Source organism: Rhodococcus sp. 06-156-4 (genome assembly GCF_002259345.1).
GTDB lineage: Bacteria > Actinomycetota > Actinomycetes > Mycobacteriales > Mycobacteriaceae > Rhodococcoides > Rhodococcoides fascians_E.
This window is the reverse complement of the sequence record NZ_NPGB01000037.1, coordinates 235,593-250,197: the sequence shown is the minus strand read 5'-3', so window position 1 is coordinate 250,197 and position 14,605 is coordinate 235,593. Positions and strand designations below refer to the sequence as shown.

Genomic DNA, 14,605 nt, shown 5'->3' with positions numbered 1-14,605 from the left:
TGAGGGCAAATTCTTGCGAAGAGCCAACGGTATTCTCACGGCAGCCTCAGAGTTCTTCGCATCGCCCGTCCACCTACTACGTCGATACGAAGCACGGCATCATCTCAACGGCCGCCCCCTTCGGGTGCATGCGCGGCAAACAGTGCGATGTCACGAGCTTTGGCCACCAAGGGTCATGATCAGGCGAGCCGGTCGATGATGATCTGTGGTGTTGTCGAGTAGTCAGTGGACGCCGTCACGCAATGACCAACCAGCGCAATGATCGAACCTCCACGGCATCCGGCTTCTGAGCCGATCAACCGTCACAGGGGCGTGCACCGAGCCGGCCGTACCAGCGGGGTACTTGCCGACTTGACCTGTAGTTGGACGTTTGCCGAGTTCGTCTCCACGACGCTCGTGGTCGATGCGGTCTCCCGTCGCCTTCTCGGGCGGCGGGTGATGACGCCGGCAAGCCGCTGGTTCCAGGCACGCTCCAGCGCACCCGGTCGTCTCACCTTACGAGCCGTCTTTTCCTTCACTGCAACAGGTTTGGTGCAACAGCCGGTCGACATGTCGGGACGAACCTCACTCGCCTTCACCGAGGAGTCCGCCACAGCTTGGTTCGGTCGAAGGTGCCCCGGCGCGATCGGCACGGATCCGGTCACGGCAGACAGCGGATACGCACAACTGTTACTTGTTTAGCTCATTTAACAAGTAAAAAAAATATTCAGGTCGCACATGTTGCACAAAAAGATACAAAGGAGTATCTATTAAGAGGTCAGTCATCAACAAGGAGGGTCAATGAACACCAACGCAATCCCGTCGCCCATCGTCGACGTTCTGACAGTGACGCCGCAGATTCGGAAGGTGGTGTTCACCAACCCGCCCGTGAACGCCGTCAGCGCCGAGGTGGTCCGTCGACTGCACAAGGTGATCGACGAGCTACGAGCCGACGAGCAGGTCCGGGTGGTGATCTTCACAAGCGGCACCGATGGATTCTTCTACAACCATGCCGACCTCGACGACATCGAGTTCTTCGTCGAGTCCGACGAAGGCAATCAGATCCCCACATGGCTAGATCTTGTCGAGAAACTCTCTCGTGCACAGTTCGTCAGTATCGCTGCCATCCGAGGTCGCACCCGGGGCGGCGGCAGCGAGTTCACATTGGCATGCGATTTACGTTACGCCAGTTCGGAACTGGCATCGTTCGGGCAGATCGAGGTCGGGACCGGATTAGTGCCCGGCGGCGGGGGCACCGATCGACTGGCCCGACTCCTCGGGCGTGACCGCGCCCTCGAAGTCGTACTCAGCAGCGCCGACTACGACGCTGCGACCGCCGAACGATTCGCTTGGATCACGCGTGCTCTGCCGGATGCAGAACTCGATACCTTCGTCGACACCCTCGCCGCACGCATCGCCTCGTTCGACAAAACAGCCGTCGCCACCGCAAAAGAACAAATCAACCGCGTCACACTCCCCGACCTCGCCTCGTTGAGGACGTCGTACCGCGAACTCAGCACCTTGATCGGTCAACCAGGTTTCGGAGACCGGGCAGCAGGATTCGGACAACTCATCGCCGCGGTCGGTGCCGACGAAGTCGAACTCAACCTAGGCCACTACATCGGTATCGCGAATCAGCAGAACTGACCCACACTGCCGACCCAAAAATCTGATCCAAACGCGCCTGAACAAGTCAGCGCGTCATCCCACCCCAGAACCTCACCACAAAGGACACCCGTCATGACATCACCTAAACCTGTCGCCCTGGTCACCGGAGCTGCAACCGGCATCGGCAAGGCCGCTGCCCTCGCATTGACCGACGCCGGATTCGACGTAGTGGGTACAAGCCGTAAGGCAGCCACACCAGGCACCAGCAGCGCGGTAGACATGATTGCGCTGGATGTGACCGACGACGCCTCGGTCACCGCTGCCGTCGCCGACGTCCTCAGCCGCTACGGGCGCATCGACCTCCTGGTGAACAATGCCGGCGTCGGATCGACCGGCGCCGCCGAGGACAGCACCATCTCCCAGGATCTACGCGCACTCGATGTAAATGTTCTCGGAGCCATCCGCATGATGAAGGCCGTCCTGCCCCACATGCGAGCTCGCCACAGCGGCAGAATCGTCAACATTTCGTCGATCGTCGGTTTCATCCCACTTCCTTACATGGCAATCTACGCCGCATCCAAGCATGCAATCGAGGGATATTCCTGGTCCGTCGACCACGAAGTACGAGAATTCGGAATCCGAGTCCTGCTGGTCGAACCACCCTGGGTCAAAACCGGATTCGACGCCAACGCGATCCAACCCGACGCGCCCCAACACGCTTACGACGAGCGGCGAGCAATCGCGGAGAAGGTCATTGCAGACGGAGTCGACAACGGAGCGGACCCCGCCGACGTAGCAAAAGCCATCGTTGCCGCAGCCACGCAGAACAACCCGAAACTACGCCACCCGGTCGGGCAGGCCGGCATGGTCGCCAAACTGCGACGTTTCGCACCAGAACGTAGCTTCGACAAGCAGATGCGGAAACTGAACAAGCTGGCAGGCTGACCCCCCCACCTCGGTACGGCGCAAATCTGCACCATGTCGTCACATATACAACACCACGAGAGGAATCCAATGCCCCTGACAGTTTTGATGAGCATGCCAATCACACCTGGGTTGAACCCCGAGATCATCGATGAGGTTCTGCGCCATGATCTCCCACATACAGCGTCCTACCCAGGAAACGAAGTAACCGAGGTCATCAGGGCGGAGGAGAACTCAGCTATTCTCGTGCTGCTGAGCAAATGGTCGACCCGCGAGGCGTACGAGGCATATTCAGCGTGGCGCCGAACACCCGAGGGTGCAACACGAATGGCCGAAATAGTCTCCGGACCACCGACGTTCCAGCACTTCAGCTCGTACATGACCTTCACCGGTTGACCGCGCAGGTTCTTCCGAAACCCAAGATGCGAGAGAACATTCGATCCATGCGTCGGAAGTCGAGGTCCGGTGACATGAGCCACCATATTGGGTGGACTCGCGACTTGGGCGCACCACCGAACCGCAGCCCCCAGCATGACCTACGAACTGTAGTCCACCGAAAGGAATACGATGACGATCTTGGATCTGAGCACTACCACCGCGCTCGTCACCGGAGCTAACCGAGGCTTCGGACGACACCTCGCCCAGCAACTGAGCGAACGCGGGGCAACCGTCTACGCCGCGGCCCGCAGGCCGGAGTCCGTCGATCTGTCAGGCGTAACACCCATAGCCCTGGACATCACCGATCCAGACTCGGTCGTGCGAGCGGCACGCCTTGCGTCGAAGGTCACCCTTCTGGTGAACAACGCCGGAATCAGTACCGGCGCGTCACTGTTGACCGGTGACATCGAGGACGTACGAAGCGAATTCGAGACCACACTGTTCGGCACGCTGGCAGTCACCCGTGCTTTCGTACCAAAAATCGAATCCAACGGAGGTGGCGCAATTCTCAACGTGCTCAGCGTGCTGTCATGGCTAGCATTCCCTGAGGCGGGGGCGTACAGCGCGGCGAAGTCCGCGCAGTGGTCGATGACCAACTCCCTCCGCATCGAACTTGCTCCCCGAAATATTCGAGTGACCGGTTTGCACGTCGGGTACATGGACACCGACCTGACTGCCGGCGTGGACGCTCCCAAGCTCGACCCCGCTGTAGTCGCGAAACTTGCACTCGACGAACTGAGCGCCGGTAACCACGAGATCATTGCCGATGACCTGAGTCGGCAGATCAGGTCAGGTCTCGCGGGCGGCGTCGCATCGCTCTATCCCGGTCTCGCATGAGTTGCCGTCACCCGAGTCATGATGGCGCGGTGAGAGGACTATCGCGCCTTGGTGGCGCAGGCGTCGCCTCGCCCATTGGAGGGGGCCGGCTGAATAGTGCTGCCGACAAGCATCAGTAGTCTGACCCGACGCGGTATTCGAGTCAGACCATGGAAGCCGTCAAAGTGTCGATGTGCCGCGTGCATAACAGCACGGGAAGAGAGGTGTGATCATGGTCCGAGCGGATGCCAAACGGAGTGAGCGTGCAATACTCGAAGCGGCCGAACGCGTGTTGTACGAGGACGGTGGCGCGTCGATGGAGCAAATCGCTGAAGCCGCCGGACTGACTCGAATCACGGTTCATCGGCGATTCGCTAGCCGCCAAGCACTGATCGAGGCGCTGTCGATCTCGGCCAAGGAACAGTTGCTCTCGGCCATCGAAGAGGCGCGTCCACAATCAGCACCAGCCTTAGTCGCGTTGTACCGTGTTACGGAGAACGTTCTTCGCGTGAAAACCTCCTGGCGTTTTACTCTCCGACATAGCAGCCCTCACAGTGAGGCTTCCGCAGCGATTTGGGCTGCGATCGATGGACATACAGTCAGCCTGTTAGCGCGCGCGCGAGGTGAAGGGCTGTTGGCGGCAACGGCAAACCTCCAGTGGGCGCGACAGGTCTATTACTCCCTTCTGACCGAAGCGCTCGAGTGGCCAGGTCAAGACGATGCGGTGGCGACCCCGGAACCGGATGTTCTTGCGACACTTGTGATTGACACGCTGCTCTATGGCGCTGGGCCGCGCTGAGGAGAGGATTGGAATCGCGTGGTTGTAACACAAGTTTTGGGCAAGCCTCTGATCTGAGTGTAGAAGCGCTCTGGCCGCCTTCCTATCCAGCTCGACCGGATTTGTTCAGGTCTGGCGGCGACCTCGCGGTACCAGTTGAAGGGCCGACCACGCTGCCGGGAGACGACGTCCGCGCACTTGGTGCATGGGCTGGTGGGAGCTAGGTAGCTGTTTCGTTACCGCTACCTAGCCGTATAGATTCTCTGCGCTTTACGCTGCGAAACAGGACCGTGGCTGTATCGAAAGCCAGACTCGGCGAGTGCTGCTACCGTGATTCTCGGTGTCGGGACCACTGTTGTCGCTAGGTGCCCGCATGGACTCGCCAAAATCTCGACCACGCCTCCCACGATCGTTCGTCGATGTATCGACTCAGCTCGAGCCGGACGTAGTCAGTACTTCGCTCACGCAGAAGTTGATCGGTCTGGGCACTGCGATGGGGGGAATAATCGGCCTGTTGAGTGCGCCCTCGGAGGAGTACCACGGGTGGGGCGCACTGGTCACGGTCGCACTGTCGCTATCCGCACTCGTGGTCGCGTTGCGATGGTTCTTCGGCTCGTGGCCGACCGCGAGACTGCTCATCGGCTACCTGGTGTATGCCGATGTCTCGCTGACCCTCTGCCTGATCTTGAAAGATGATCATCTGTCGGCGATTTCAGGAACGGTTCTGTTCGCCGTCGTGACAGTTCTCGCAGTCGTCGCCGCTCCACTGACGGTGTGCTGCGTCCACATGGGCTATGCCGTTGCTGTCTTGACGGTTGTGTCAATTCGCAGCATGCTGTCGAGTGCTGCGAGCGTGTGGGTCATAGCGGCCCACAGCTTGACGATGCTCTTGATGTTTTCGGCGCCCTTTATCTTGTTGACCTATGTTGTCGACTTGCGAGCGCGAGCATCGGCTGCGTTGACGGATCCGCTCACCGGTCTGAGCAACCGACGCGGACTGTACGCGGCGATTGACACAGTCGACTTCGACGACGGGGCCGAAATATGCGTCGTCGCAGTGGACATCGACGATTTCAAGACCGCGAACGATACATCCGGTCACGATGCAGGTGACGCAGTTCTCGTCGAGCTCGCGGAGAAACTTCGTAAAATGTGTACTGACGCTGTCACTGTAGGACGGGTGGGTGGGGACGAGTATGTATGTGTGTTTGTCGGTGCCGCGGTGACGAGCAGGCAGCGTGGAGCAGAAGTCGCGTTTGCGTTGCGTGAGCTGCCGCTGTCGAGTGGTCTCAGTATCAGTGCAGGATATGCCTCCCGCCCGTTGATAAGCGGAGCAGATCGGCTCGAATCCTTTCAGGTCGCACTAACCGAAGCTGACGGCGAGATGTACCGGACGAAGCGATGCCGGCGCGACCCTCGGCCCCCACAGCCAGAGGAGTGATACCGGCGGGATCTCGACGCCTACTCGCCCCGACGACGATGCGTTGCACTTGAGGCTTGACACGGTCACCACCGCATTGGGTACCAGCGAGTAGTGTCTCAGCTTAGTGCTTGAACAGCACAAGGCCGAAGTCCACCACACCTTGCCGGCGACCACATCTTGCGCGTCACCGCCGACCGGCTGGCTTCGGTCTGCGATGCAGGAACAGTGTTCGGGCGCATCGGCGGCGACGAGTTCGTAGGGGCCGTGTTCGACGATAGCCTGCTGAGCGACACGCAGCGAACCGCACGGATAGTCGCCGCTATGCACGACGCTGTCGCCCCGCCGATCATGATGGCTGGTATCGACATCACCGTCTCGATAAGCATTGGCGTGGCTTGCAATTACGGACACAGCACACTGGAAGACCTGCTCACGCGAGTAGATGTCGCACTCTACGAAACAAAAGCCCCCGTGTATGCAGAATCTGCGACGAAGACCGCAGTAACCTCAGCGCAGGAGACTCTAGACCAAAGTTGGGCAGTGCGGACGACTGAACTACGCCACGCGCTGCGGAATTCTTTGATACCGATCGAGTAGGCATCCGCACCGCGTTGGTCGGTACAGATACCCCCTCCACGAACCGTAAGGGGTATCTGTACCAGCGATCCGATTGATCGCCCCGGACAGGTCAGATTCGAATGCTGCGTGACCGCCATCTAGAGACACTCGGCCCGGTGGCCTGACAACCGAGGTCAACTGGCGGCAGACTCGACTGCGGTGATGTCCATGCCGGTGACAGACTGGCCGCAGGCGTCACATTTCATGTGAGCGTGCAGAACGGTGCCGCAGTCATGCAGTAAGACCGTGTCGGAATGCGGGGAGTCCGGAAGCCACGTGGTTCCCCATTGGTCAAGCAGAAGCAGAACCGGGCGGAGTTCGTTGCCTGACTGTGTGGGGTGGTATTCGAAGCGCGGAGGACGCTCCAGGTACTGCCGCTTTTCAAGAACTCCGACCTCCAGAAGGGTCGAGATGCGCTTCGCCAGGATGTCTTTGGGAGCGCCGGTGTTGCGCTGAATATCGCCGAAACGATGAACGCCGTAATGCACCTCTCTGAGCACCAACAAACTCCAGCGCTCACCTATTACGTCCAGGGCTGAGGCGATCGAGCAAGATCGGGGAACGCTGATTCCTGTGGACATGACTCCACCCTAGTCGAGTCAGTTTGAAAATCAAACGAACGATGCTAACGTGTTGGTTGGAATATCAAACTGACTTTGGGAGCTCCCATGAACGGAACGGTCACCGAAACCACGCGCGAGACGTTCACCATCCACACCTACACCTCGCCAGAGTCCGGGCTCGATGCCAACACCCACATCATCGAGCTGGCGACTCAGATCCTGATCTTGGACACTCAATACGCAGTCCCGTTCGCCCGGGAGGCTGCAGACTTCGCAAACGGCCTCGGCAAGCCCATTACCCGCGTCTATATCTCGCACGCTCACCCCGACCACTTCTTCGGCGCCGGTGTCTTCGGCGCTCCCGTCTATGCCCTCGCCTCGACTCGGGCTGTGATCGAAGCTGCCGGTGAAACAATGCTCGCCGGCAACAGAGCAACAGCCGGAGAGTTCGTGCCCGACTCGGTGACGATGCCAACAGAGTTGGTCGAGCCCGGATTCGAGACCATCGACGGGGTGCGGCTCGAATTCATCGCTGTCACCGAGAGCGAAGCCGACACCATGCTCAACATCGCCATTCCCGGCGAAGGCATCATTCTGGCCCAAGACCTGGTGTACAATAATTTGCACCTGTACCTAGCCGAAGGGCACCTCGACGGCTGGCGTCAGAACGTACTCACACTCCGCACCAAGGACTACACCACCGTCCTCCCCGGCCATGGCGCACCGGGAGGGTTCGAACTTTACCAATTCGTCCTCGACTACCTAGACGTTGCCGAACCCGCCCTTGCCGAAGCGGCGACCGGTGAGCAACTCAAATCAGCACTTCTGAAAGCATTTCCGAATGCAGGTGGCATCGGTCTCCTCGACATCCAAAATCGTTACATGTTTCCAGGTTCCTGAAGGCGGCTTTGGCCTCTAACGTGTCGGGCCCGATCACGCCGGGTGGCTGCACGCTCGGCGGAGGCATTCGTCAAGTCCCCAACGTCCGCGTGTCCGCCTGGGTATCGCTCCAAAGGGCTAGTATCTCGACAGGTCCGTACCGCCCGCTGGGTCGTTCGGCCTCGCCTCGTCAGGCTTGCTCGCGGTCGAGCAGCGAGCGCCCGTCCATACTGAGTCGGCCAATTCCGCAGTTTGGTCGATCCTGCGGGCCTGTCAACACATAGGAACGAACCGGTTCCTCGCAGCTACCTATACCAGCTGCCTACCCAGGCCAGACCATGCCCTTCGGTGACGAAGCGTTCGATTCGTATGGCGCCATGGTCGATCCAGTCCTGTGACTTTCGCTCCCTCATCTTCAACGTAAGTTGCGTGAGCGGAAATTAACCACGGTGCAAGCCACCGCACAACGCAACGACGGCAACGGAATCGACCTCCTTCCTCAGAGAGTGAGGGCACGTTATGACGGCAATGTTGTGATGAAGGGCACACTCACGCGTTCGGCCCAGTCGATCTCAAGCTCGTACGTTGGCGGGTCACTAGAGGTGCGGACCACGCGTAGGATCGAAGCACTTCTTCCCGTCCAGAGTTGCGAGCGGTAGCAGGCGGTAGGGGCCCAACTCGCGAGCTGTCGCCGTAACGAGTGCACGTGCTTCGGCATGGATACGCTTGTCGTTCCACCCTTTTGAGCACGAAACTGACCGTCGTTCGGTGGTGCACCGAATGGAATCGTCACACCCAAGCCAGTAATTCTCGGGGTGCGGAAGCCTCTAAACAAGAATTACCGTCCGATCCGTTGTGCCGCCGTCGCAGCTGTGGCTATGCTGTGATCAATCTAATACGTTTTAGGCGCGAGGAAACGAACATCTAGGAGGTCACATGACTGGACTCCCGCCCCCTGCGGACGCCTCGACGCGGCACTCTCACGCCGCTTCGGTGTGTCCACCGCCAGGACAGCTGGCATCTGCGGTGCCGGCTGGCTGCCACGTAGGAGAACCCTTCGACGGATCCAGGCCATGCTGCCGCCGAGCTCAGGCAGAAACAGTTCGATTTCCCGGACACGATTTGCAACCACGAGTTGCTCACCACGCTTGTCGCCACCTCATTGACGGTCGCACACAACCGGCCGGACACCCGTTCTCAGGCAAAGTTGCCCTCTGTCCAGCCGAACGACTCCGACGAAGAACTCAAAGTGAGTACGGGTTCGCCGAATTCGCGTCTCGCCACAACCTCACGCGGCATCGTGATCTATAACCAAACCTTCGGTGAGTCGGCATCGCCTTTAGCTTCTCATTCAGGTCTGCAGTCTGAATGCTTGGGTAACATCCCGACCTCTACGAACTAGCTGCCATCGAAGTATCTCAAGCAATTCACTACGCCACCGAGATGTCTTGTGGTTCGGATAGAGCTCCATTGGTCTCGTACGCGCGGGTGATACTGCGAAGGACTGCTGGATTCTCTGGAACTACATTCGGCGCGTATCGTCTACCTGCAGCTCAGAGCCAAGGAGTCATTGCATCGGACGGCGCATCGGAGGCGACTCTCACGACTGAGAGATGCCGAAGCAGAGCATCATTCGGAGTGTGACGCTCGATCCAAGCTTGAGGAGAGCGTCAGCCTCGATAGTGGAAGATTCGCTTGACCGCCGCCCGTTCCTATCCGACGTAGAGGCTAGCCGAACATGATTCTCCACGACTATCGCCCTGCGCCGACAGGCCTAAGGTATCTGTGAAAGCGCATTGGTTAGTTTCTCATTCGACGCTAAAATTCTACGAGGGCGTGGTGGATGTTCACCGCACGATCTGGAAAGGCTTGGGAAACAAGCCTTACTCGACGCGAACGCACTCAGTAACGGCCGCCATTGCTCAACTTCTTCTTATCGTTCAACACTCAAATCGAAAGGCACCACGATGTTTAATCATTCGCGCACGCGCGGCTGGAGTTTGTTGGCAACGATCGCATTAGCGGTGACGGCAGGCGCCGGTTGCTCGAGTACCGGCGGTGCACCGGAATCGAGTGGTAGCGGCTTCGGCGCGAACTCCGCCGACACACCACGTGCCACCATTGCCATGGTCACCCATGAGGTCCCCGGCAGTGCATTCTGGGATCTCATCCGTAAAGGCGCTGAGGCGGCAGCCGCAAAGGACAATATCGAGCTCCGATATTCCGGAGATTCCGAGGCGCCCAATCAGGCCAATCTCGTCCAGAGCGCGCTCGATTCGGACGTCGACGGGATCGCTGTGACCCTGGCCAAACCAGATGCCATGGCGCCGGCCGTGAAGACTGCGTTAGCCCAAAATGTTCCCGTGGTCGCGTTCAACGCCGGATACGACACGTGGAACAGCATGGGCGTGCAGCAATACTTCGGACAAGACGAGACCATAGCCGGGGAAGCTGCAGGGCAACGGTTGAGCGATGAGGGCGCGCGCAAGGCGCTGTGCATCGTGCACGAGCAAGGGAACGTATCTCTCGAATCGAGGTGCGCTGGTGTTACGCAGGGTTTTAGCGGCGGTAGCACCGAAATCCTCAACGTGAACAGCAAAGACATGCCATCGGTCGAGGCCACTGTGACCGCCAAGCTGCAGCAGGACCCGAGCATCGATCACATTGTTGCGCTCGATGCCGGTATCGCTCTAACGGTGGTGCAAGCCAAGGCCGCTACCACCAGCGGCGCCACCGTAGTCACTTTCGATACCAATGCCGCGCTCGTTGAAGCGATCAAATCAGGTGATGTCGCGTGGGCCATCGATCAGCAGCCCTATCTCCAGGGTTACCTCGCCGTAGACTCGTTGTGGCTCTACCTCAACAATAAGAACACGATTGGCGGAGGCCAGGCTGTTCTCACGGGCCCGTCTTTCGTGGACGGTACCAATATCGACGCCATCGCTGACCTCGCAGCCGAAGGCACCCGCTAACTGGTAGGTGCGAGTAAAAGGTGGTAGCGAGTCCGAAGGGAACTTGTTGTGTCGTCTTAGACTCACTGGGCAAATGTGTCTTGAGGCATCCTGGACAGTCTGGTGTGAGCCTTTGGACTACTACGGCCCCGGTTCAGAGTCAAGGTGTGGGCGATGAGGTCACCGACCGTGACGGTGACCTCATCGCTTTGCGAATTCAGAGTGGCGGTCGGTTTTGATGGATGTGGGATTCCATGTGATGACGGAGAAAGCCTTGCAGCGAGGGAGCCTCAACGGTGAGTGAGGAGTCGCGCGGTGGAGGTCGAGCTTTCGTTCTGTACTGATGCTCATTCCGAAATCCGTCGGCCCTCGGAGTCACCGTTCGGTGTATACGCCTTCACGACCCGTTCGAGGTAGATTTCGAAATGCAAGCTAGCCTGCAACATATTGGTGCTGCAGCGCTTGCTCTGGTGCCCTTATGGCATGGTTGCTGCACCATCGAGGGACCTGGCCAACTCACATCAGAGGACGAGCCCCACCGTGAGTGCGATCACCGACAGGAACGGCACGATGCCCTGTTTTGTCGCGGCTGAACGGTGGGCGCGGGACGAGATGAACAGTACTAGGGCTGCACACAGCATGATCCCGGTTCCGGCCAGTGTCAGCGTTGCACCAGTGCCCTTGTCGCCGGCGGCAGCGATCGCGATACCGAGGACGACCAATATAGCGAGGAATAAATTGTAGAAGCCCTGGTTGAACGCGACGAACTTTGTGGCGCGTGCATCGTCTACTGTGCCGGTGCGGAACAGGCTCCGGGCACTCTCGCTTTCCCAGGCGATCGATTCGAGGTAAAAGATGAAAACGTGCATTAGTGCTGCCAGCCCGCCGAGCACAAAACCGGTAACAATTACCATGGCTTTGCCACTTCTCTGCGTTGAGGACACCGTGTCCATGAAAGGTGAGTCGGCACACGTGGCACGGGTATCCTCCAGGGTGCTCGTTGTTTGACGGTAGTGTTGCAGGTCGAACTTATCGTACCTAGTTGCCCGACCGAACATGCTCCGCACTAAGAACTACACCACCGTCCTACCCGGCCATGCTCCACCTGGAGGTCTCAAACTCTACCGACTCGTCCTTGACTCACTCGACGTCGCCGAGCCCTCCACTGCGGTCGCGACAACGGGTGAGGAACTTAAATCAGTACTTCTGAATGCAATTCCTAATACAGGTGTCAACGGTTTACTCGCTATCCAAAACCGTCACATGTTTTCCGATTCCTAATCACTTGGGGTTTCTGCTGGTTTCCCACATGAATGAGTGGGCCGACTGGACTGATTTTATACGATCAAGGGGGTAAGCCTGTTGGGACAAGATCGCTACAGGTCGAGGGTCAGGCGTGGGCAGCTTGCGCGCGATACACAAATCATCATTGTGTCATTGGCGGCTTTCTCCTCGTCTGTGAGCAGCGAATCACGATGATCGACGGTACCGGCGAGTACGGCAGTTTCGCACGTTCCACACGTGCCTTCCTCACAGGACGAGAGCACTTGAACGCCAGAGTCAGTGACTACTTGCAGGATGGATTGCTCGGGCGTCACATTGATGGTGATACCTGTGAGTGCCAGTTCCACTTCGAATCCGGCGGCTCGGGTCGGCTCATCGAGCGGACGGGCCGTGAAACGCTCGATGTGCAACGCGCCACGCGGCCAGGTACTGCAGTGACCGATGACAGCATCAAGCAGTGGAGCGGGACCACAGCAGTACACGAGGGTGCCCTCTCGGGAGTCGCCGAGCAGGCCCGCGAGGTCGATGAGGCCGTACTCGTCCTCAGGATGGATCACTACCCGATTGCTGTACTGGTCGACGAGGGTGTCTGCGAAGGCCATCGAAGTTCGACTGCGGCCTCCATAGACAAGAGTCCACTCGGCACCAGCGGCATTGGCGGCGCGTGCCATGGACAGGATCGGTGTGATGCCAATGCCGCCGGCTATGAACACATACCGTGGTGACTGCTCCAACTCGAAGTGATTGCGCGGTCCACGTACGGTGATGCGGTCACCTTGACTCAGCTTGTCGTGAACAAACTGAGACCCGCCGCGGCCTACTGGTTCTCGCAGTACGGCAATGGTCCACTTCTCGGTGTCGGCGGGGTCGCCGCACAGCGAGTACTGGCGTGTTATTTCCGGGGTTAGAACCAGATCGATGTGGGCACCTGGAGCCCATGGGGGCAAGCTGGCGCCTGATGGGTCACGGAGCTCGAGGATGCTGACTCCGTCTGCCGCGGTGAGCTTGGAAGTCAACTCTAGGTCGAGTACGGTTTCGGGCGATTTAGGCATAACGATTTCTCCGGAACGGATGATAGACGGGGTAACGACGATGCTCTCTGTCACGCTCGGCTGGCAAAGCGGATAGGCAGTGAATCGAAGCCTGAGATGCCTACCGCAGCACGCTTGTACGGGCCGTCGAGTTCAATCCAACCGGTGTGGTCGAGGATCGTATTGATTACCGTCGACAGCTCCAGTCGTGCAAGTGGAGCGCCCAAGCACATGTGCACCCCTTGTCCGAATGTTAAGTGGCGGTTCGGTGTTCGTGCGGGGTCGAGTTCGTTGGGTGCGGTGAAGACCTCCGGGTCGCGATTTGCTGCGGCCCAGTTGATCGCGACCAACTCCCCTTCGGGGATTTCTTCACCGCCCAGACAGGTGCTTTTGGTCGAGGTACGGGCGACCCGATGAAGGGGGGGTTCGAACCTGAGCATCTCCTCCACTGCGGAGTCGATCAGATTGCGGTCCGCGCGGAGTCGTTGCTGGACGTCGGGGTGGGTGGAGAGTAGATAGACGGCACTCGTGAGCGCCGAGGTCGTTGTGTCGTGTCCGGCGGCCATCAACTGATAGCCGATGGTCACTGCGTCTTCGGTCGACATTGGTTGCCCGTCGACGCTCTCTTCGAGTATGGCACTGAAGAAGTCTGTCTCTGGGTCGCGCGGAGACCCTTGGCGGTCCGCGACCACGTCTGAGACGACGGCGCGGAAGGCTGCCGCTGCCTCCTGTGCTCGCCGTGGATCTGCTCGGCCTTCGAGCCGTTCTTTGCTCATGGCCTTCAGTGAGCCCCACGTGCTGTCCTCGAGACCGAGAAACTTCAGCAAAACTCGCGCAGGAAGGGGATACGCGACGTCGGAGGCAAAGTCGCCACCGCCAGCTGCCAGTAGCGGCGCAAGTATTTCAGTGACGAGTGCTTGGACTGCTGGGGCCATCTGTTCGAAACGCTGTCGAGACATCAAGGGGTTGAGAATCCGACGATACATCTGATGCTCGGGGGGATTCAGCGTCAACGGGATGAACCGTTCCTTGAGGGCAGAACCCACAAAGGGCACGCCGCTCTCGAACGTGTACGGATCTTTGATCACACTCTTGATATCTTTGTAGCGCAGTACGTTCCAGTATCCACCGCGATCGTTGGTGTGACTGACCGGGCATTGCTGGCGCATCTGCTCGTACCTCGAGAAGACTTCGTCGAAAGGCACCTTGTCCGGAGCCCAGTCGGCATCGGCTGACTGTGTCGTGGTCGAATCGGTATCAGTCATCGAACGGTGTCGCTTTCGCATCGTGTTAGGCATTGCGTCTGTGAGTTC

12 protein-coding genes and 1 pseudogene are annotated in these 14,605 nt (G+C 59.0%); 9 read left to right on the top strand and 4 right to left on the bottom strand.

The features are described 5' to 3' along the window. Window positions 1-780: 780 nt before the first annotated feature. The 7 genes and pseudogenes from CH290_RS27790 to CH290_RS27760 form a co-directional block, all read left to right on the top strand. Window positions 781-1,626: an enoyl-CoA hydratase/isomerase family protein gene (locus CH290_RS27790; protein WP_052082972.1), complete on the top strand. Its 846-nt coding sequence runs from the start codon at window positions 781-783 to the stop codon at window positions 1,624-1,626. 93 nt (window positions 1,627-1,719) lie between these two features. Beyond that, window positions 1,720-2,532 (top strand): oxidoreductase, encoded by an 813-nt coding sequence (locus tag CH290_RS27785; protein WP_033188128.1) that lies wholly within the window; start codon window positions 1,720-1,722, stop codon window positions 2,530-2,532. A 33-nt stretch (window positions 2,533-2,565) separates the two neighbouring features. After that, a complete protein-coding gene (locus CH290_RS27780; RefSeq protein WP_141216164.1) occupies window positions 2,566-2,907 on the top strand; it encodes a putative quinol monooxygenase in 342 nt (113 codons plus the stop codon). A 171-nt stretch (window positions 2,908-3,078) separates the two neighbouring features. Then, complete coding sequence (locus CH290_RS27775) at window positions 3,079-3,786, top strand: SDR family oxidoreductase (RefSeq protein ID WP_212555966.1); 708 nt, start codon at window positions 3,079-3,081, stop codon at window positions 3,784-3,786. 211 nt (window positions 3,787-3,997) lie between these two features. Further along, window positions 3,998-4,564: a TetR/AcrR family transcriptional regulator gene (locus tag CH290_RS27770; protein WP_033188287.1), complete on the top strand. Its 567-nt coding sequence runs from the start codon at window positions 3,998-4,000 to the stop codon at window positions 4,562-4,564. 565 nt (window positions 4,565-5,129) lie between these two features. Further along, a complete protein-coding gene (locus CH290_RS27765) occupies window positions 5,130-5,984 on the top strand; it encodes a GGDEF domain-containing protein (protein WP_170947505.1) in 855 nt (284 codons plus the stop codon). 150 nt (window positions 5,985-6,134) lie between these two features. Continuing rightward, a pseudogene (locus CH290_RS27760) lies at window positions 6,135-6,563 on the top strand (diguanylate cyclase domain-containing protein); the annotation flags it as partial. A gap of 155 nt (window positions 6,564-6,718) precedes the next feature. On the opposite strand, the gene CH290_RS27755 reads toward CH290_RS27760, so the two are convergent. Next, window positions 6,719-7,165, bottom strand: a complete 447-nt coding sequence (locus CH290_RS27755; RefSeq protein WP_033188132.1) for a winged helix-turn-helix transcriptional regulator — start codon at window positions 7,163-7,165, stop codon at window positions 6,719-6,721. 87 nt (window positions 7,166-7,252) lie between these two features. On the opposite strand from CH290_RS27755, the gene CH290_RS27750 reads away from it, so the two are divergent. Continuing rightward, entirely contained in the window at window positions 7,253-8,047 is a 795-nt protein-coding gene (locus tag CH290_RS27750; protein ID WP_033188133.1) for an MBL fold metallo-hydrolase, read from the top strand. A gap of 1,946 nt (window positions 8,048-9,993) precedes the next feature. Next, window positions 9,994-10,998, top strand: a complete 1,005-nt coding sequence (locus tag CH290_RS27745; RefSeq protein ID WP_052082973.1) for a substrate-binding domain-containing protein — start codon at window positions 9,994-9,996, stop codon at window positions 10,996-10,998. A 500-nt stretch (window positions 10,999-11,498) separates the two neighbouring features. Here CH290_RS27745 and CH290_RS27740 read toward each other — a convergent pair whose 3' ends face one another. From CH290_RS27740 to CH290_RS27730, 3 genes are all read right to left on the bottom strand, one after another. After that, window positions 11,499-11,930 carry a DUF1304 domain-containing protein gene (locus CH290_RS27740; RefSeq protein ID WP_212555965.1) on the bottom strand — a complete coding sequence of 144 codons (432 nt, stop codon included), beginning with the start codon at window positions 11,928-11,930 and terminating at the stop codon, window positions 11,499-11,501. Between the two features lie 423 nt (window positions 11,931-12,353). Beyond that, a complete protein-coding gene (locus tag CH290_RS27735) occupies window positions 12,354-13,313 on the bottom strand; it encodes a PDR/VanB family oxidoreductase (RefSeq protein ID WP_033188290.1) in 960 nt (319 codons plus the stop codon). A gap of 50 nt (window positions 13,314-13,363) precedes the next feature. Further along, window positions 13,364-14,497, bottom strand: a complete 1,134-nt coding sequence (locus tag CH290_RS27730; protein ID WP_170947658.1) for a cytochrome P450 — start codon at window positions 14,495-14,497, stop codon at window positions 13,364-13,366. Between the last annotated feature and the right edge of the window lie 108 nt (window positions 14,498-14,605).

Excerpts from the sequence above, each read along its gene's own strand:
- CH290_RS27770 (WP_033188287.1), top strand. The coding sequence starts at position 3,998 with ATGGTCCGAGCGGATGCCAAACGGAGTGAGCGTGCAATACTCGAAGCG.
- CH290_RS27735 (WP_033188290.1), bottom strand. The coding sequence starts at position 13,313 with ATGCCTAAATCGCCCGAAACCGTACTCGACCTAGAGTTGACTTCCAAG.
- CH290_RS27740 (WP_212555965.1), bottom strand. The coding sequence starts at position 11,930 with ATGGACACGGTGTCCTCAACGCAGAGAAGTGGCAAAGCCATGGTAATT.
- CH290_RS27755 (WP_033188132.1), bottom strand. The coding sequence starts at position 7,165 with ATGTCCACAGGAATCAGCGTTCCCCGATCTTGCTCGATCGCCTCAGCC.
- CH290_RS27745 (WP_052082973.1), top strand. The coding sequence starts at position 9,994 with ATGTTTAATCATTCGCGCACGCGCGGCTGGAGTTTGTTGGCAACGATC.
- CH290_RS27790 (WP_052082972.1), top strand. The coding sequence starts at position 781 with ATGAACACCAACGCAATCCCGTCGCCCATCGTCGACGTTCTGACAGTG.
- CH290_RS27775 (WP_212555966.1), top strand. The coding sequence starts at position 3,079 with ATGACGATCTTGGATCTGAGCACTACCACCGCGCTCGTCACCGGAGCT.
- CH290_RS27785 (WP_033188128.1), top strand. The coding sequence starts at position 1,720 with ATGACATCACCTAAACCTGTCGCCCTGGTCACCGGAGCTGCAACCGGC.
- CH290_RS27780 (WP_141216164.1), top strand. The coding sequence starts at position 2,566 with ATGTCGTCACATATACAACACCACGAGAGGAATCCAATGCCCCTGACA.
- CH290_RS27750 (WP_033188133.1), top strand. The coding sequence starts at position 7,253 with ATGAACGGAACGGTCACCGAAACCACGCGCGAGACGTTCACCATCCAC.